Annotated in this window: 23 protein-coding genes; 13 read left to right on the top strand and 10 right to left on the bottom strand. The window is 44.6% G+C overall.

All coding sequences use genetic code 11. The annotated features are described in order from the left end of the window. Nucleotides 1-56 precede the first annotated feature (56 nt). The 3 genes from AC2Q9J_RS12170 (at nt 57) to AC2Q9J_RS12160 (ending at nt 1,533) form a co-directional block, all read left to right on the top strand. Nucleotides 57-605 carry a TraR/DksA C4-type zinc finger protein gene (locus tag AC2Q9J_RS12170; protein ID WP_499040254.1) on the top strand — a complete coding sequence of 183 codons (549 nt, stop codon included), beginning with the start codon at nt 57-59 and terminating at the stop codon, nt 603-605. A 114-nt stretch (nt 606-719) separates the two neighbouring features. After that, the gene (locus tag AC2Q9J_RS12165; protein WP_499040252.1) at nt 720-1,070 is read left to right on the top strand and encodes a nuclear transport factor 2 family protein; all 351 of its coding nucleotides are present in this window, start codon (nt 720-722) and stop codon (nt 1,068-1,070) included. Between the two features lie 64 nt (nt 1,071-1,134). Further along, the gene (locus AC2Q9J_RS12160; protein ID WP_499040250.1) at nt 1,135-1,533 is read left to right on the top strand and encodes a thiol-disulfide oxidoreductase DCC family protein; all 399 of its coding nucleotides are present in this window, start codon (nt 1,135-1,137) and stop codon (nt 1,531-1,533) included. A gap of 299 nt (nt 1,534-1,832) precedes the next feature. Here the strand turns inward: AC2Q9J_RS12160 and AC2Q9J_RS12155 are convergent, their stop codons facing one another. Beyond that, on the bottom strand, nt 1,833-3,035 hold the full coding sequence (locus AC2Q9J_RS12155) for a DUF3238 domain-containing protein (protein WP_499040248.1): 1,203 nt from the start codon (nt 3,033-3,035) through the stop codon (nt 1,833-1,835). Nucleotides 3,036-3,194: 159 nt separating this feature from the next. On the opposite strand from AC2Q9J_RS12155, the gene AC2Q9J_RS12150 reads away from it, so the two are divergent. Beyond that, nucleotides 3,195-3,587: a hypothetical protein gene (locus AC2Q9J_RS12150; protein ID WP_499040246.1), complete on the top strand. Its 393-nt coding sequence runs from the start codon at nt 3,195-3,197 to the stop codon at nt 3,585-3,587. A 79-nt stretch (nt 3,588-3,666) separates the two neighbouring features. Here the strand turns inward: AC2Q9J_RS12150 and AC2Q9J_RS12145 are convergent, their stop codons facing one another. Further along, nucleotides 3,667-4,164 (bottom strand): metallophosphoesterase family protein, encoded by a 498-nt coding sequence (locus AC2Q9J_RS12145; RefSeq protein WP_499040244.1) that lies wholly within the window; start codon nt 4,162-4,164, stop codon nt 3,667-3,669. A 151-nt stretch (nt 4,165-4,315) separates the two neighbouring features. On the opposite strand from AC2Q9J_RS12145, the gene AC2Q9J_RS12140 reads away from it, so the two are divergent. The 3 genes from AC2Q9J_RS12140 to AC2Q9J_RS12130 all read left to right on the top strand — a co-directional run bounded on the left by AC2Q9J_RS12140 (nt 4,316) and on the right by AC2Q9J_RS12130 (nt 5,978). After that, complete coding sequence (locus tag AC2Q9J_RS12140; protein ID WP_499040242.1) at nt 4,316-4,603, top strand: hypothetical protein; 288 nt, start codon at nt 4,316-4,318, stop codon at nt 4,601-4,603. 66 nt (nt 4,604-4,669) lie between these two features. Beyond that, nucleotides 4,670-5,206 (top strand): dihydrofolate reductase family protein, encoded by a 537-nt coding sequence (locus tag AC2Q9J_RS12135; RefSeq protein ID WP_499040240.1) that lies wholly within the window; start codon nt 4,670-4,672, stop codon nt 5,204-5,206. A gap of 145 nt (nt 5,207-5,351) precedes the next feature. Continuing rightward, nucleotides 5,352-5,978: a cell wall hydrolase gene (locus AC2Q9J_RS12130; RefSeq protein ID WP_499040238.1), complete on the top strand. Its 627-nt coding sequence runs from the start codon at nt 5,352-5,354 to the stop codon at nt 5,976-5,978. A 77-nt stretch (nt 5,979-6,055) separates the two neighbouring features. Here AC2Q9J_RS12130 and AC2Q9J_RS12125 read toward each other — a convergent pair whose 3' ends face one another. Then, on the bottom strand, nt 6,056-6,427 hold the full coding sequence (locus AC2Q9J_RS12125) for a PaaI family thioesterase (RefSeq protein ID WP_499040236.1): 372 nt from the start codon (nt 6,425-6,427) through the stop codon (nt 6,056-6,058). Between the two features lie 266 nt (nt 6,428-6,693). Between AC2Q9J_RS12125 and AC2Q9J_RS12120 the strand changes: the two genes are divergently transcribed. Together AC2Q9J_RS12120 and AC2Q9J_RS12115 are read left to right on the top strand one after the other, a co-directional pair. After that, complete coding sequence (locus AC2Q9J_RS12120) at nt 6,694-7,317, top strand: cell wall hydrolase (protein ID WP_499040234.1); 624 nt, start codon at nt 6,694-6,696, stop codon at nt 7,315-7,317. Nucleotides 7,318-7,434: 117 nt separating this feature from the next. Then, nucleotides 7,435-7,869 (top strand): hypothetical protein, encoded by a 435-nt coding sequence (locus tag AC2Q9J_RS12115; RefSeq protein WP_499040232.1) that lies wholly within the window; start codon nt 7,435-7,437, stop codon nt 7,867-7,869. 60 nt (nt 7,870-7,929) lie between these two features. On the opposite strand, the gene AC2Q9J_RS12110 is transcribed toward AC2Q9J_RS12115, so the two are convergent. From AC2Q9J_RS12110 to AC2Q9J_RS12095, 4 genes are all read right to left on the bottom strand, one after another. Continuing rightward, nucleotides 7,930-8,739, bottom strand: a complete 810-nt coding sequence (locus AC2Q9J_RS12110; protein WP_499040230.1) for a carbohydrate ABC transporter permease — start codon at nt 8,737-8,739, stop codon at nt 7,930-7,932. A 14-nt stretch (nt 8,740-8,753) separates the two neighbouring features. Beyond that, complete coding sequence (locus tag AC2Q9J_RS12105) at nt 8,754-9,629, bottom strand: carbohydrate ABC transporter permease (protein WP_499040228.1); 876 nt, start codon at nt 9,627-9,629, stop codon at nt 8,754-8,756. Nucleotides 9,630-9,633: 4 nt separating this feature from the next. Further along, nucleotides 9,634-10,902 carry an ABC transporter substrate-binding protein gene (locus AC2Q9J_RS12100; protein ID WP_499040226.1) on the bottom strand — a complete coding sequence of 423 codons (1,269 nt, stop codon included), beginning with the start codon at nt 10,900-10,902 and terminating at the stop codon, nt 9,634-9,636. Between the two features lie 155 nt (nt 10,903-11,057). Beyond that, the gene (locus AC2Q9J_RS12095) at nt 11,058-11,915 is read right to left on the bottom strand and encodes a dimethylarginine dimethylaminohydrolase family protein (protein ID WP_499040224.1); all 858 of its coding nucleotides are present in this window, start codon (nt 11,913-11,915) and stop codon (nt 11,058-11,060) included. A gap of 125 nt (nt 11,916-12,040) precedes the next feature. Here AC2Q9J_RS12095 and AC2Q9J_RS12090 point away from each other — a divergent pair, with 125 nt between their 5' ends. Then, nucleotides 12,041-12,463 (top strand): GNAT family N-acetyltransferase, encoded by a 423-nt coding sequence (locus AC2Q9J_RS12090; RefSeq protein WP_499040222.1) that lies wholly within the window; start codon nt 12,041-12,043, stop codon nt 12,461-12,463. 576 nt (nt 12,464-13,039) lie between these two features. Here the strand turns inward: AC2Q9J_RS12090 and AC2Q9J_RS12085 are convergent. After that, complete coding sequence (locus AC2Q9J_RS12085; protein WP_499040220.1) at nt 13,040-13,417, bottom strand: nucleotide excision repair endonuclease; 378 nt, start codon at nt 13,415-13,417, stop codon at nt 13,040-13,042. Between the two features lie 80 nt (nt 13,418-13,497). Beyond that, entirely contained in the window at nt 13,498-14,145 is a 648-nt protein-coding gene (locus AC2Q9J_RS12080; RefSeq protein WP_499040218.1) for an SDR family oxidoreductase, read from the bottom strand. Between the two features lie 166 nt (nt 14,146-14,311). Between AC2Q9J_RS12080 and AC2Q9J_RS12075 the strand changes: the two genes are divergently transcribed. Continuing rightward, nucleotides 14,312-14,596, top strand: coding sequence for a DUF6509 family protein (locus AC2Q9J_RS12075; protein ID WP_084243265.1), 285 nt, complete (start codon nt 14,312-14,314; stop codon nt 14,594-14,596). Between the two features lie 46 nt (nt 14,597-14,642). Here the strand turns inward: AC2Q9J_RS12075 and AC2Q9J_RS12070 are convergent, their stop codons facing one another. Further along, the gene (locus AC2Q9J_RS12070) at nt 14,643-15,374 is read right to left on the bottom strand and encodes a SurA N-terminal domain-containing protein (protein WP_499040216.1); all 732 of its coding nucleotides are present in this window, start codon (nt 15,372-15,374) and stop codon (nt 14,643-14,645) included. 150 nt (nt 15,375-15,524) lie between these two features. Here AC2Q9J_RS12070 and hisC point away from each other — a divergent pair, with 150 nt between their 5' ends. Together hisC and AC2Q9J_RS12060 are read left to right on the top strand one after the other, a co-directional pair. Further along, the gene (gene hisC / locus AC2Q9J_RS12065; RefSeq protein ID WP_499040214.1) at nt 15,525-16,634 is read left to right on the top strand and encodes a histidinol-phosphate transaminase; all 1,110 of its coding nucleotides are present in this window, start codon (nt 15,525-15,527) and stop codon (nt 16,632-16,634) included. 109 nt (nt 16,635-16,743) lie between these two features. Further along, entirely contained in the window at nt 16,744-17,661 is a 918-nt protein-coding gene (locus AC2Q9J_RS12060; protein ID WP_499040212.1) for an NAD(P)/FAD-dependent oxidoreductase, read from the top strand. Nucleotides 17,662-17,690: the final 29 nt, after the last annotated feature.

The raw sequence follows: 17,690 nt of genomic DNA, 5'->3' as shown, positions 1-17,690 counted from the left end.
TGATTTCTCTCAATTAGGCAATATACAGTACAAGTAGTTTTTGAGGAGGAATCGGCATGACTGACCAGCAAATGAAACAATTGAAGAAACAATTGACTGACCAATTAGAGACTTTGGAAGATCGCGTAGAGCATACAGAGGAGTTTGAAAGAACGGAACTCTCGAATTATGACAACCATCCGGCGGATAATGCGACAGATCTTTTCGATCAGGAAAGAGGGATAGCATTGACGCAATTTAAAGAAGAAGAAATAGAAGATATTAAAGCTGCTTTAGCAGCTATGGAAGATGGGACTTATGGAAAATGCGCAGTCTGCGGCAAGGAAATCCCTTATGAACGTATGGAAGCACTGCCGACGGCATTGACATGCATCGACCATGCAGATGAGGAATTGGATCTGGAAAGCCGTCCTGTTGAAGAAGAAGTGCTGCGTGGTTCAACGGACCAGCCGGTCGAAAAAGAGGATGGAAGAGTCCGCGATTTCAATAATAGCTTTGAAGATGTTGAAGATTTCGGATCTTCTGATGGCCCGCAGGATCAGCCTGGTGATGATGAACAAATGAGAGATTTCTACGACGGTGAAAACGAAGACGATAAAGAATAACTAGTACCCCGGTCAAATATGGCCGGGGTATTTCCTATTCTATTTTTAAAAGGTATTATTTATTTATGAATGGGAAATAGATATTTCCCGGGAAATATAACAGGGGGATTCATGATGAAAGATTTGGAGCGTGAAATCTATGAATTGGAATGCCGGCATATTTCGCCGGATGTGCGTACGTCGATAGTTAAGCTGGCGGAAGTGCTGGATGATGAATTTTACGAGTTCGGCAGCAGCGGCGGGATCATCCTGCGTTCGGAATACGATGGAGATCATCCATTAAGTCCGGATCACATGGAGCTTTCTGAATTCCTAATGCACCAGCTGGGCGAAGAAGCGGTCCTGACGACGTACCGCATTGAAAATAAGACAACCGGCAGAAACACAATCCGCAGTTCTGTATGGAAAAAACGGGAGAATGGATGGAAGTTATTTTTCCATCAAGGGACTGTGGCCGCCAAGTAGGGTTTAGGATGAAACAAGAAAGGTTATTTATAAGCGTAAGACGTTTTGCAGAGGAGGAACAGACATGGACCATGCAATAGTGCTGTTTGACGGCGATTGCAATTTTTGCGATTCAAGTGTCCAATTCATCATCAATCACGATCCGGCAGGCTATTTCCAATTTGCTTCGCTGCAAAGTGAAGTCGGTGGAAAGCTGTCTCGTGAACACAATATTCCGGACGATGTCGATAGTCTTGTGCTTATAGAGAATGGGGAAGCCTATGTTAAATCCGAAGGGGCGCTCCGAATTTCCCATCATTTGACCGGTTTGTGGAAGCTGGCCTATCATCTCCGTCCATTTCCGGCGGCGATTCGGGATGGCGCATACGACATTATTGCCAATAACCGCTACAAAGTATTCGGCAAGCTGGATAGCTGCATGTTGCCCCCGCCACATATTCGTAAACGCTTTTTGGATAAATAAAATAAGAGAGCCTGCACCGGGAAAGCAATTGCTTTTCCGGTGCAGGCTTTTTGTGTCCAGACTCCTGCGGCCCAGCTCTTCGGGTCATAAGCCAGTCCAGCTGCCGTGGCAAAGAGCGCCACTCTGCTGTTCTGTCTTATGCCTTTCAGAGCTTAACGGGCGCAGTCGCTTTTCTATTGTCCAGACTCCAACGGCCAACTCCTCGAGTCGTAAGTCTCTCTGACTAGGCGGCTGAAAACATGCCGCTACGCCAGAGCGCCTTACGCTTGTCGGAGCTGAGCGGCCGTTTCCGCTTTTCTTTACTCAAAATTACTGATCCGCCAATACTGGCTGGCAATGGGTCCTGCCATCCAGGACAAGCCTTTATCTTCTGCTTCGTGGATTTGTCCCCACTCCGCATTTTTGCTGTCCTTTAAGTAAACTTCATGATTGGGTGCCTGGTCGTGGATGCCGATGATATCGTAAGTTCCAATTCTGTAAAAGTTTGCGGCAATCTGATAATCGATGTCCGGCGAGGCAACCAATGGATTGCCGACGGAATGCTTCAGATCGATTGCTATTTTATGGTGATCTTCTTTTACTTCCTTCAATTCAATACCCGCCGAAGAAGCGACATCTGCTTTGCGGAATTTCTTTCGCCAATTGTAGGCGATGGTCGTTCCTACATCTTTTGCACAATCCACCAGCGCTCCTTCTTCAGTGAAACGGACACTCAAATCGACGCGTGTTCTGTAGTCTGTCGATTCCGGGTCAAAACTGCGGCCATCTCCTTTAAAAAAGCGGTTCAAAGACATAAGGTTAGGGTTTGGCAAGATTTCCTCGCCGAGAAAAGTCAAATAACGCAATTGCCATTCCGGTTGCTGGATATGGTCTTTTTGTGTCGGCTGTTCAGCCAATAGCTGCTCTCGGCTGGCTACACGTTTAATAATCCAGAATTCTTCCATCGCGGCCTGCTCCTGCGAAGATCTGACATTGACCATCCCAAAAACTGTCGCCAGCAATGATTTTCTGTGTTTCATATTTTCTTCAGATCTTTCCAGCGGGCGCTTTCCATGTACCCAGTACGTATAGGCTTCTTTGCTGTCTGCTTCCAAATCGGTAAATTGATTTTTGTCAGTCTCGGTTATGAATTCACCGTTGCGGTATATATCAAAACTTGCAATGCCGTCAATCGCACCCCAAGCGATTGCGATTTTTGAATCAGATACAATCGTGCTTACTGTAATCTGCTGGAGGCGATTGATGAAATCATCCAAACAGTTTTCAGTTCCTGTCTGCAATTTGATCCGATCGATTGCTTTTTCGTCAAGATCCAATCTTTCAATAGTATAAATATAAAGCTCTCCAGGAGTTAATCCTTCATCTTTGAAAGAATTATCGGTTCCTTTATAGATGATTTTTCCATCCCGTTCAATCTGGCAAGTTCCTCCGGTATTCGTCCAGATGAAAAAGATAGAGGTATCAGTCTGTTCAAGCAATTCCAGTTCAAGGCGCATTGGCATAATCAACCTCTCCTCACCAGTTTTTCTTTTCAATACCCTGAATTCCGAAATTATGAACCCGAAATTAGTAAAAATGAAACATTTGTAACATAAATAAAACATATAAAAAGGCTATCAGATTGTATAATATAGGTAATTACAATAAACGGAGGCGTTTTTATGGCACATCCGGCTAAAATGCTGAAAGAGTTAAAAGAAAATAAGCCGAACGCTTCGATCGACCATTGGATTTTCGGCATTTTCCATACAAGCCGATCTGATAAAGTGGATGGATTCAAAGGTTTGCTTGCAGCCAGCGAGGAAGCATTGATTTTTAAAAGTGGGGGAACGGGAGAAGACTCCTATGTAATGGAAATCCCGTTGAACGAAGTCCAAGAAATAGAAGCCGAACTGACTGGTACGGTGAATATGATCATTCGTCTTGTCGACGGAGGGCATATGGAAATGTCCTATATATCCCGCGGTAATCCCCAGGAATTTTTAAATTTCCTCAAAATGTATGGGGAAAATTCTAAAGATGAATTTTCATCGGTCGAGAATTCAAAGAAATAGTTCCTAATGAAGATAAGTGCATAGAAGACACAAAAACCGGATCTCCATAAAGAGAGATCCGGTTTTTGTGTCTTCACTTCTATTCTTTATCAAAGTAAACGTGGCGCAGCTTCCATTCTTCTCCGATTTCCAGTGTGCCGAAAGAGTATTGCGGCTGACGGCGTTTATCTGTCGGCGAGCCGGGATTGAAAAGAGTCACTCCATTTAGTTCTTTCATTATTGGAATGTGGGAGTGGCCGAAAATGATTAAATCGACTTCGTCATCAGCAAAAGCCTCGACAGCACGCTGCTCGGTGGTTTTACTTATGCCGTCCCCGTGCACGATTCCTATTTTTAGATTTTCCACAGTGATGATTTTCTTTTTGCCGAAGCGGTCGACTATTTCCCATGGATCGACATTTCCCGCAACTCCGATTGTTTCAGTATAAGCAGAAAGTTCAAAGAAGACATCGAGAGTTTGCCAGTCGCCCGCATGCAAGATCAAGTCAGCCTTCTCGCAGGCATCCAATAAGATTTGAGGAAGTTTCTTCGCTCTTACGGGGATGTGGGTGTCGGACAAAATCAAAACTTTTTTCATCAGCTTCGCCTCCAGTAAATTGAATTTACCTTACTTTATCAAACAGCGGACCCTCTGTCTAAGTGGTGCATTACAGAACTGATATGATTAAGATTTGGTGAAAAGGGAAACTATATATTACAGCGTTTTAGTAAAGTGTGGAGGGATAACAATGAGAAAGCAGAGTATAAATAAAATGATTTTTGCCGGTACCGCTTTTGCAGGAGGCATTATCTTGTTCAAAAACATTAAGAAAAAGAATGGCAGTAAAGTCTGGGTCTATGAAGACAATGATATGCGCAATAGTGTAAATGTGGATCGCGAAGAAAGTGTAAATGCCAAATATGATGATGCGGAAAAAGGGCTGACTCAATTGGATTCTGCTTTTCGCTCGGAATGGCAGGCAAACGGTTTTCCGCAAACACATCGGGAACTTGAAAATTTGGAGAACGATAAATAACCGCTTGAAATTTGCGCGACTGGATGCGGCTTAACCAAAAGTTTCTAAAATCAGGAGGCGTGGAATATGGCTGATGAACGCAAAATTGTCTGCTATATCGCTGAAAGTCTGGATGGTTATATAGCGACAGAAGACGACTCTCTTGACTGGTTGTTTAAAGTCGAAGGGGAAGGCGACGCTGGATACGCGGAGTTCATGGAAACAATCGACACGGTGGTGATGGGAAGAAGAACGTATGACTGGGTGATGGATATGGAAAAAGGGGAATATCCCTATGATGGGCTCAAATCCTATATTTATTCCCGGTCTGCAGCAGACAAGGTTGCAGGCGGTGACATTGAATTCATTGATATGGACATACCAGCTTTTGCGGATAAGCTTAAAAGCACATCGGGTAAAAATATCTGGATAATCGGCGGATCGGAGTTATTGGCTGGATTCATGGATGCCGGTTTAATAGATGAGTTTATCATCTCCATCGCTCCAGTAGTGATTGGCCGCGGGATTCCTTTGTTTCGGAAATCCCACCTGATGACAGAATACAAATTGAAAGATGTTAAACGGTACGGGGAGTTCGCGCAATTGCATTATATTTCAAAGTAAAATCCTCCCACTATTCAACAGGGAATTTCCCTTGAATTAAAAATAAAATGTTTAGATCTATTTTCATAGGGAATTTCTAGTTAGAGGGCAAAACTATCCGTATGCACATTTATTGGCAAGGAAGTTTGTAGAATGGAGAGGAACTATGAAAATTTTGAATCAAAATATATTTGGTGGAGCGGTCCTGGCCGTTGTTTTTTTATGTCTGCCATTAGCGGAAGCCCAAGCGGCTCAGCACCGGATTTCAGGACCTGGCGTGGATAATGGAGAAGAAATCCGGGAGCAGTTGGCTCGGATGGGCTATTACGATGAAGACGTTACCGGCTATTTTAATGTCATCACCAGCAACGCAGTGACGAGATTTCAGGAAGACTACGGTCTGCCGCCGACAGGCATTGTTGGGCCATTGACTCAGATGAAATTGGAAAATGTTGAAATGATGGCGAAGATTGTCCACGGGGAAGCCCGGGGAGAAAGCTTTATCGGTAAAGTCGGAGTGGCGGCTGTAGTATTGAACCGCATCGAATCGCCTGATTTTCCGGATAGTACAGAAGAAGTCATTTTTCAGCGCAATGCCTTTACAGCCGTAATTGACGATCAATACTTGTTGACTCCGAACAGGAGCGCTTATGACGCGGTTAAAGAAGCGATGGATGGCGTAGACCCAACCATGGGAGCCGTATTCTATTACAACCCTGCAGGGGTCACTGACGATTGGATATTTTCAAGAACGGTCCTCACACAGATCGGCCGTCATTTCTTTGCAGAATAAACACAGGCAGTCAATATTCATATCAAATAAAAAAGGCCACTCGGGAGTGGTCTTTTTCTCTGTCCGAATAAGCTGAATCATTTATTGAAGAGAACTGCTTTGGCTTTTGTGATGACATGGTCTTCGTCATCGTAGATCAGGCAATCGGCATGAATCAGATTGCGTCCTTCTTTTACTGCAAATGCGCGGGCAGTCAGCACCGAAGATTTGCTGCTCTTCAGGAATGTCACATTCAAATCGACGGTCACGGCTTGCTGCCGTCCTTTTTCATCGGGAGCAACCGTGTTGCATAAAGCCACTTCGGCAAGCGTGGAAATAATGCCTCCATGTATAAGACCGGCGCTGTCGATATATAACTCTTTAATCGGCAGGGTCACCTTTACACTGTTTTCTGTAGTACGTTCGTATTCCATTTCAAGAAACTTATCAAATGGCTGACGGATGAACATAGCTGGAGCCTCCTTCAACACTTTACTCTCTATCATCTTTATTCGCCTTTAGAGGCCCTGATTCCTTTTTACCGAGACTGCGCCAGTCCACCTGGTCATTATGGAGCCCCTGTAAAGTATTGAAATTACATTTATTTATGTAAACGAGCCTTTCGTACTTTTCTGCTCAGCAAATTAAGGCAGTCTGTTGGATACATAAATTCAAGTTTAAAATCTATACTGGTTAGAATGAAAAATATAGTTAATCGAATGAAGGGAGAGAAAAAATGAAATTCGTAAAAGCATTTTTATTCACAGCAATGGTATTCGCATTTTTAAGTTTTTCTCAAACAGAAACGAAAGCTCATTTTCCGGATCTCCATACCGGAATGGCAGGGGAGGAAGTAACCGCCCTTCAAAAGGATTTGCAGAAACTTGGTTATTTCCACGTGGTGCCGACCGGTTATTTCGGTGAAATTACAAAAAACGCATTAATCGATTATCAGAAAGATTTCGGTGTTCCCGCAACAGGTTATTATGGGCCATTAACACAAAGCAGACTGGCGGAAACAGAAATTATGGCACGCGTAGTCCACGGTGAAGCGCGTGGTGAAAAATACGTCGGTAAAGTGGCTGTAGCTGCAGTCATCTTAAATCGTAAGCAATCTTCCCATTTCCCGGATTCTATCGAAAGTGTAGTCTTTCAGCGCAATGCCTTTACGGCAGTCAATGACAAACAGTATTATCTTGTGCCGGACAGTTCGGCTTACCAGGCTGTGAAAGATGCGGTAAAAGGCTGGGATCCAAGTTATGGTGCGACTTATTACTATAACCCGAGCGGTGTAACGGACAGCTGGATTTTCTCGCGGACAGTCATAACGAAAATAGGCAAGCACGTTTTTGCCAAATAAGTGAACAGTCCTGCCTTATCTATAAAAGGCAGGCTTTTTACTGCCCCAAAACCTATTGCTCTGCGGTGCTCTCTATTATAATGAAGCCAGGGCTTAAGAAAGGCGGAAGATGGAGAGATGTATACGGTGATCTTATATGCTCATATAGTAAGCGCGGCCTTGTCAATCGGACCGTTTTTTGTGCTGCTTCCACTGGTCAAACGCATCAGAGAAGCGGATACGCAATCTTTATCCGGCCTGATTGCGACGTTCCGTTCCGCTACCCGGCTGGTGATGCATGCAGGCCATGTATTGGTCGCGACAGGTGTGGTGCTGATCTGGCAAGGTCCATGGCCATGGCATTCCCCGTGGATTCTGATGACGCTCGCGGTAATGTTTTCTTCTGTATTTTTCCTTGCGCGCGCGTTTTCACCCGTGCTGAAAAAGTTCGCTGAGCCGGAGGCCAATCACTACGCACTGGCCGAAAAGCTGAAACGTTCATTGTGGATTTACATATTGCTGTTATTACTGATGCTTTGGTTTATGGTAGATAAACCGTCTCTATGGCAATAAATTAAAAACTGATGTCTTGCCTATTCAGAGGCGAGACATCAGTTTTTATTTTGATGAAAATCATCCTTTTAAGGCGCCAGCGGTCATGCCTGCGACAAAGAAGCGCTGCAGGAATACATAGGCGATGACCATCGGAGCGGATGCTATGATGACACCGGTAAACAGCATCGGGTAATTTGTCGAATATTCCCCCTGGAATTCAAGCAAGGCAAGCGGCAGCGTTTTGTAGGCGTTGTCCGTAATGAACAGCAACGGATACAGCAAATCATTCCAATGCATAACAAACAGGAAAATAGCTGTGGCGGATAGGGAAGGCAAGGAAAGCGGTAATGCCAATTTCGTGTAGATCTGCCAATTTCCTGCTCCGTCTATGGTTGATGCTTCAAACAATTCTTTCGGCAGCGTCTTCATAAAGCCTGTCAGGATAAAAACCGCGATGGGTAAAGTGACTGCGATATTGACGAGGATCAGGCCAAGCAGGCTGTTCGTCAAATTCAAATCCAGCATCAGCGAATACAAAGGCACCATATTGACCTGTGCGGGCACCATCATGCCAAGCGTGAACAAACCGAATAGGATATTGCCCATCCAATTATTCAACCGGCTGATGCCGAAAGCGATCATGGAAGCGAAAAATAAAGTCAAGAAAACGGAGAACAAAGTGACAATAGTGCTGTTCATAAAATAACCGGCCATTGTCTGTTCCTCGAAAATTGCGCTGTAATTGCTCCACTGGAAACCATCTTCAGGCAGTCCGAGCGGATCTCTGAATGTCTCCTGCAATGTCTTAACAGAAGTGAGGGCAACCATCAGCAGCGGTATTAAAATCAGTAACGCATAGACTGCCAATGAAAATTTTCGGAATAACAAAAAATCCCCTCCTTCTAATAAGAAATTCGGTCAGACCGCAATGCTTTAAATTGCAGGAATGTGATGAATGCGATGATAATCATGAACAGAACCGAAATCGAGCTGGCGTAGCCGAAATTATAACTTCTGAAAGCGACATCAAATATATAAGTGGCTATAATTTCTGTTGAATTATTCGGTCCCCCGCCTGTCATGGCGAACACCAGATCAAACGCTTTGAATGATTGGATGGTCGTATAGGCGATGACGATGGTGGCGGAAGGAGCGAGCAATGGCCAGGTGACTTTTCGGAATGTCTGCCATTTGCTTGCCCCTTCGATTTTCGCGACTTCGTAAAGGTCTTCTGGAATCGCCTGCAGGCCGGCGACAAAAATGATCAGCATCTGTCCGGCGTGGAACCAGATTTGCGTGATAGCCAAAGAATAGATGGCGATATCAGAATTTCCAAGCCAATTCTGCTGAAGGAAATGGAGTCCCAGCAATTCCAAAATCTGATTCAGGATCCCTAAAGATGGATCATAGATAAATGACCAGATGAAGGCGACCGATACGGATGAAAGAATGGTTGGGAAAAAATACAGCGCACGCAAAAACAAATTGGTTTTTGTATTTTTTAACACAATCATCGCAAACGTGAGAGCCGCCAATGTCTGGAAAATAACGACCATCAGCATGAACTTTAAATTATTGCCGACAGTTTTACGGAAGACCGAATCACCGGTCAATGCCCGTTCGTAATTTCCGATGCCGACAAATTGGTAGGCGTCACTCAGCCCGTCCCAATCGGTAAAGGAATAGAACAGGGCGCTAACAGTTGGATAGAGGAAAAAGATGCTGTAGAGAAACAGCCCCGGTAAAAAGAATAGATAAATTGACTTTGAAATCTTCATTCAGCTATTCCAGGTTTTCTTCGACAATTTGTTGTGCTTCTTCTGCCGCTTCCATCGGGTCGGCGCCTCCAAGTACATTTTCAATGGAACTTAGGACAGCCGCTTCAACTTGGGCGTTGGTAATAAGGAACCGGGGCTGGAACCGTGTTTTTCTTTCGTCAATCCAATAAGCGGTATTCTGCAGAACTTCAGATTCGTATTCAACGTCGTTCACCGTCAAATGCTGGCCGGTTTCATTGGCATACTGTGAAGCGATTTCAGGTCTGCTGAGGAATCGGATGAATTCTTTTGCCTGCTCTTTCTTCTCGGAATTGCTGTTGATTGCCAGCATGAAAGTGGCGGTATTGATGCCTTCGTATTCGGCTTCACTTTCCTCGACTGTAATTGGAGCCATCAAATCCAGTTCCAGATCAGGGTTCAAGTTGAGAAGGGAGGCCATATGATAGGAACCGGTTGCGAGCATAGCTGCTTCTTCATTGGCGACCATCGCCATGGCGGAATCCTGGCTTGTTCCAAGCGCATCAGGCTGGATATAGCCATTTTGTTCGAGAAGCTGGAAATCCTCCAGGGTTTTAACCCACCATTCATTTGTCAGGGATTCTTCGCCATTCTGCAATTTTTCGAACACGTCCTCGTCCGGTGCGTTGTTCATCATCATACTGTTCATGAATTGGTTAGGACCGATGTCAGCGCCTGGAAACGCGATAGGTGTGATATCGTTCTCGAGCAAGGTATCAGCCATTTCCTGAAATTCAGTCCAGCTTTTAGGCACTTCCAGACCAAGCTCATCGAACATGCCTTTGTTATAAACAGGCATATTGAAGACTAATTGGTACGGCAGCGCCAATTGCTGGCCATCTTTTTCGCCGACACTGATCAGGCTTTCATCGAAATTTCCAACAAAATCTTCTCCGCTGAGATCTTCAAAAAAACCGGCTCCTGCAATCGCTTCAAACTGTGCGCCTGGGAAAGATGTAAACACATCACCTGTGGAGCCGTCTGTCAGCATGCGCTGGCCAGTCGCTTGATATTGTTCAGATGGATAAATATTCATCTCAACACCGATTTCCGGATACTCTTCTTCGAATTGGGCAATGATATCATCAAAAACTTCTTTATCTTCTCCGCGCCAATGAATAAAGCTGATTTGCGTGCGGTCTTCTGAGCCGCTTTCACTTTCAGAACTGCTGTCCGGACTTTCGCCGGCGCAGCCTGCCAAAGCAAGAAGAGGGATAAGAAGCAACGAGGTGATGGAAAAATTTTTGTTTATCATGTCAAAATCCTCCCTTTTTCTATTTATATATCCTTACTACAAGTTATACCGTAAATCTGCTTAAAATGACAGAATAATTAGATTTTATGTATAGCTTAATAATAATAATTTCCACATGAAAAAGCACAAGCTCAGGGCTTGCGCTTTTTCTTTCTTCATTCTTCCCGGACAAGCGGAAGCGTACAGCAGCGGAAGGCGCCGCCGGACTTGATGATTTCAGAAAAATCCACTTCTATGACACGAAAATCGTTTGCTCTCAGCAATGTATTTACTTTCGTATTCTGAGGCTGGCTGAATACCCGGCGTTCGCCGATGGACAGCACATTGGTGCCGAGGGCGAATTGTTCTTTTGCGTCAACCGGCAAGAGTGTGTAACGCTTCGATAGCATGTCGATCGTCTTCTGATCAAGTGCATCTTCGAATATCAAAGCTTCAGTCGGTGAGAGAATATTAAAGACACAATCCAAGTGCAGATATTTCTCATCAAAGGAAATCGGGATGACTTTAAATTCAGGCAGCTTTTTCTGCAATTCTTCCACGGCATTCTTGCATGTGCGGCTGCTGATTCCTACGAAAATCGTATCGCGGTCAATCAGTACGTCGCCGCCTTCGACACGGTTGCCTCCAAGTGCTTCCGCATTAAACTCATTGTTTTTTAGCCATTTTTGGAGCACGCCTTCTTCGCCTTGACGAATTTCTGAAGCCATCTCAGCGATGTAAACAGTATCGCCTACTGTAAAACCGATATCCCGGGTAAAAACTTGCTCCGGAAAAGCTTCCGATGGATTCAGCAAGTCCGTTTCCACTCCTTCACGCTGCAGAGCTTTCAGAAATTGCTTGTGTTGCTGCATCGCTTTTTCGGTATCGATATTTTCTTCCTGGTATCTTTTTTGGACATCGTTGATGACATCTTTTATTTCCATATATTCCGGCGGGCATAATAGCACACGGCGTAAGGAGTCGTACTCGCTTTTACAACTGGCCGATGGAGATGATTTTGTGTATGCTGACATAATATTTTCCTCCAAAACTTCTAGTTATTACTAACGTTATTCCCGTTTTGGTAGTGAATTAAAACCTGCAAAATGAGAAGATTGGAAGTGAATTCAAAGAAACCAAAGCAGAGGAGATTTTGAACATGAAAATTACACAGCAGGAAATCCAGGAAGACCGTGATTTCATCCGGCAGAAAGTTGTTGAACACAATAAAAACAGTTTGCCGGAACAATGGGACAATCCATATGGCAATACCAGTTTCATTGCAAGGAATGATGAGGGGGAGATTATTGGAGGCATTACGGGCACTTATTTTTGGCGGCATATGCACATTGATTTCCTGTGGGTCGATCCGGCACAGCAAAGAAGCGGCATCGCTGCTGAATTGGTGGCAAAGATGGAACAGTATGCACGTGAATTGAAATGCAGGCTGATGACGGTGGATACGTTCAGCTTTCAGGCACCGGGGTTCTATCGCAAACAAGGTTTCCGGGAGTTCGGTACGCTTGAAGATTATCCAGCCGGCCACAGCCAGCATTATTTTGAAAAGCGGCTGTCTGAGTAATTATTGAGGAGTTATGTATTATAGAAAAAAACGGATACCTATAGGTTCCCGTTTTTCAGACTGTCGAGAAACTGTCGACTTCTTCAATCATTGCGCTCTAGGCGGAAGCTTTCCGCGGGGAGCGGCCTAAGCCTCCTCGTACGCTTCGCTCCCTGCGGGGTCTCAGGACTCGCTCTTTTTCCCGCAGGAGTCACCGCCTAGCGCTCCATTCTAATTTAATGCAGAAGCAGTAAGAGCATCTTTTTACTAACTTATGAATTAACTATGCAACTTCATTTAGAGAAGGCTAACAGAGATATGAAGCAAAACAGCGAAGACTCCCAGGTGAGCAGGCGAATGCCGACGAAGTGCAAGATCCACTCGAGCAAAGTGGAACGAGCTCGAGTTAGCTCAGCGCGAGCCAAGAGTTGGCCGAAGGTAGTGAGGCCGGCTCTTTGCGACGAAGCTAGCGCAGCGATGCAGAAGCACGGTTTTTGGAAAGCGGAGCTGTTTTGTGGAATATCGGTTTCCTAGCTTTCTTTCTCAACAAGCTAAAAAACGGACACCCAATAAGGGTGCCCGTTTTTCTTTATTTCTTTATTCCTGATAAAAGACTTTATCCACGTTGTATTTCGCTTTTTGCGTGTTGATCAGGTAAGTTTCGTAAATTTCACGTTCCATCGGATCTTCCACAATGGATACAGTGATGTGGTGAACTTCGTCACGGTGGTTCTTAAGTGGCGAGACATTGTCTTCGAAATGTTTTTTCACGCGCTGGCGCAGCTTGCGGGCTTTGCCGACAAACAGCAATTCGCCGCTGTGGTTGAAGAATTGGATGATGCCGCCTTTATCGCGCGGGATTTCATGAAGGTCGATAAAGCCATATAACGGCTTGATCACCGCTTCGTCGCCTGTAATTTCCTGTTTGCGCTGTGTGATTGTCACATCCGCTTTTGGTGGTTGAATATTAATCATACTTATCACGTCCTCTATTATCGTAATGCTCATTTTAACACAAAAGAGAGCGGAAATCCATCCGCTCTCAGGTTGTTGTATTAGACGGAGCCCAATTGGTTTTCCGCGTCTTCTTCACCTTGCAGAATTTCAAATACTTTGCCATAAGTGTTTTCGCGTTCCAACACATTTACCAGAACGTGTGCCACGTCAGCGCGTGGGATTGAACGGCCTTCCATCGATTCGAAGCCTTTTGCTGAAACTTCTACTTTTCCGGTCTTTTCATCATCAGTCAAAGCACCGGGACGAACGATGGTGTAGTCAAGATTAGTGGCTTGCAGGATTTCATCCGCGCTGCGCTTCGCAACGAGGTAGGGCTTCATCTCTTCACCGCCTGCATCCGGATTGTCCGATCCCATTGATCCGAGTTGGACAAAGCGTTTAACACCTTTATCTTCAGCGTATTTAGCAGCTTTTACAGAACCCCATAAGTCGATGGTCAATGTTTTGTCAGGACCAGTTTTTGGACCTGAACCGGCTGCGAAGATAACTGCATCAACATTTTCAAAGGCGTTGCTGAAGTCTTCCTCTAAATCTGCCAACACCACTTTGGAAGCTCCAAGTTCTTCCATTTTTGCTTTTTGCTCTTCTTTTCGAACCATTGCAACGGCGTTATGGTTTTTTTCCGCCAATTCTTTTACAATATTTCGTCCTACTTGTCCATTTGCTCCAATTACTAAAACATCCATTAAATTCCACTCCTCTAATTATCATGATTTTATTATTATTCCCTATATTTTGATGAATAAACAATATGAAAAGATGGTAAAGAAAGAGTGGAATGAGCATTTGCCGTTAAAGCTGTTAAAAAGATGAAGAAAAGGCTAGAATAGAGATAAGACGGAGGTGGACCATATGGAAATTACCGATTTTACATTTCACAAAATTAATGATCCAACGGGAATAATGGAAAGCGATCGCTACGAATTTTTGCTGACTGTTGAAGTGGATGAAGACGATGAACTTTACACTGAAGCCGGCTTGGACCTGCGTGTCATTATGGCTGCCGATGAAAGTGGAGCGCGAATCGCACATTACAACTTCATGGACAAGCAAACAGGAAAAGCGATGGAATTTGCGCTTGAAGATGATGAAGAAGCTGAAGTGCAGGCTTACTGCCGCGACAAACTTTCCTTATAAGAAAAAACCTCCAACCGACTGGGTTGGAGGTTTTTCTTAATATTATTTAAATTTTAACTTCCACATCAGCAGCTTCCCGTAATTCTTCAATACGGTCATAGACAGCTTGTTTTTCGTTCTGGTCTTCAAGTGATTGAAGGATCATCGGTTTCATCTCTTCGAATTCAGGTGTTTCTCCTTCTGTGGAGTCAACATAGCCCTGATAAGCTTCTTTAAGATCTTCCTCTGTTACTTCAGCACCTTCTATTTCTTCCGCCAGATAGCTTTCATAAATTAATTGCTCACGCAGCTGCTGTTTCATATCATCCAGCGTGAAACCGGTTCTCTTCAGCGCGACGTTCATCTGCTCTTCATTTTCAAATTGATTTTTCAAATCTTCGAAACGTTGCTCCAAAACTTCTTCTTCCACTTCATGCCCTTTTTCAATGGCATCCTGGATAACCAATTTATTGCCTACTATGACAGAAATGGCTTGCTCTTTCACTTGCTCCGCAACGTCCGGATCGTCCGTTTTTTTGCCTTGTGTGGCAACAGAGCTTTCAAGTTGGCGGGCTACGCTATTATAGACAGTGCCTTTGATTTCTTCACCGTTTACGACGACGACTACTTCATCAGCATCCGGCAAGTCGAGATCCGTAGCAGGTTCATTGGCCACAGTTTCCGAAACTGCTTCTGATTCTGCTGGCGCATCTGTTTCTTCTGCCTTGTCTTCGTCTGAACAAGCACCAAGCAATAGCAGTAAAGAAAGGGGCAAAACCATTAATTTTATCTTTTTCATCGTGCAATCTCCTCTTCGAATCGTTCTCGTTAAAGTAAACCACATTTGTGGGAAGGTTACAAATACTTCCGTGTTATCTAAGATACAAAAAGATGGTATGATTAATTAATTATTTCTTTCAATAATAATAACCATCATGGGGGAATTCGAATGACGAACAGCAGCAATATCAAAACACGAAAAACGCTTGATGTGATCCAGCCGTATTCACCAGGAAAGCCGATATGGGAAGTTCAGAAGGAATTAGGACTCGACCGTGTCATCAAAATGGCATCCAATGAAAATCCGCTTGGTCCTTCTCCTAAAGCCGTCAGAGCCATACAGGAAAGCCTCGCTGACCTGAACCGCTACCCGGATGCCGACGCCAGTGTCTTGCGTCAGGCGATTGCCGACCAATATGGCGTTGAAAAACAGCAGGTTATTACGACAAACGGCGCTGATGAATTGATTACGTTAATTTCTGAAGCCTTTTTAGAACAAGGGGATGAAATTATCGTGCCTTCTCCGTCATTCAGTGAGTACGATTTCGGAGCGCATATTATGGGAGCGGTCGTAAAACAAGTGCCTTTCGATGAAGGCTTCCAATATAATATAGACAAACTGCTTGAAGCCATTACCGAGAAAACGAAAATCATCTATATCTGTTCGCCTAATAACCCAACAGGCACATATATCGCCAAGAAAGAAATGAAGCGTTTATTGGCTGAGCTGAAAGACATATTGGTGGTGTTCGACGGTGCTTACAGCCAGTTTGCTGATGAAGAAGATTATACGGATGGCCTTGAATTCGTAGCTGAGGGACAGCCTGTAATCGCTTTGCAGACCTTCTCTAAAATTTATGGCATCGCCGGTGTCCGGATCGGTTTCGGCATCGCATCGGAAGAAATCATCAAATCCATCTTGAAAGTGAAGGAGCCTTTCAACGTCAATACGCTGGCGCAAATTGCAGCGTCGGCAGCAATCACTGATACGGAGCATGTCACTGCATCGTTCAATGCCAATAAAAAAGGGCGCGATTTCCTCTACAAGAGCTTTGACAAGCTGGGGTTGGCTTACACCAAAACCACTGCCAACTTCATCCTGGTCCAGGTGGGATCAAACGGGGAAGAGGTTTATCAGCAGCTGATGGCGAAAGGGATTATCGTTCGCTACGGCAAAACATGGGGCTTGCCTGAACATATCCGTGTGACCATTGGTACAGATGAAGAAAATGAATTTTTCATCGATACATTAACTCAAATCTTAAATCCATTAAAATAAACGAAGGCCGGTCCCTATTTTTATAGGAACCGGCTTTTTGGTATTTCTAAGGAGTTTATGAACTGGAAGATACGGGAAAAAGCACGGGAAAAGCTTACTTAAGGAAGAGGTGGAAGGCTTGATATATGATTGTGCCATAATTGGCGGAGGACCAGCGGGATTGAGTGCGGCTTTGGTGCTCGGCCGTTCGAAACGAAATACACTGCTGTTTGATGATGATCATGGACGTAACCTGGTGACATGGGAAGCACATGGCTTTCTGACCCGGGACGGCATTCAGCCGTCGGAATTAAAAAAGCTTGGGCGGGAAGATGTGAAGAAATACGATTGTGTACAACTAAAGAAAAAGCGGGTTGTCAGCATCAAGCGCATCACCGAAACCCATTACCAGCTGGAAACAGCGGATGGAGACATCTTCCATAGCGTAAAGATCATCTTGGCAACCGGGGTAAAGGAAAAGCTGCCAAACATACCGGACATCGAAAAATTTTACGGCACCAGTTTGTACAGTTGCCCATATTGCGACGGATGGGAGATTCAAAATCAGCCGTTGGCAATCATTGCCGATAAAATGGTTTATGATCTTGCCAAGAAAGTATATAACTGGAGTAAGGATTTGGTCGTTTTCACAAATGGCGTCGGCAGGTTGGAAGAGGATGAAAAAGCAAAGCTGGAAGCGAAAGGTATAAAGGTTCGTGAAGAGATGATCGATGGCCTCGAAGGTGAAAATGGACAATTACGCAGCGTCAGGCTTGAAGACGGCACGCTCGTAGACCGGTCAGCCGGATTTACCACGCCGGAGTGGAGCCACACTACCCCATTCGGCAAAGAACTTGGCTGCAAAATAAACGATCACGGCGGAATTGCAACAGATGATTACGGACGGACAAATGTTTGGAACGTTTATGCAGCAGGTGATGTCTCCCAGATTGTGCCCTCCCAGCTGATCATTGCGGCAGGAGAAGGCAGCGCAGCGGGCATCGGCGTCAATGGAGACTTGACGAATGAGTACTTTGATACGGATTGATATGCGCAATATATGAAAAGGAAAAGACT

This window comes from Planococcus sp. RAB007_Raresut, assembly GCF_057369535.1.
Note: the sequence above shows the minus strand (reverse complement) of the source record. Positions and strands in the feature narration are given on the sequence as shown.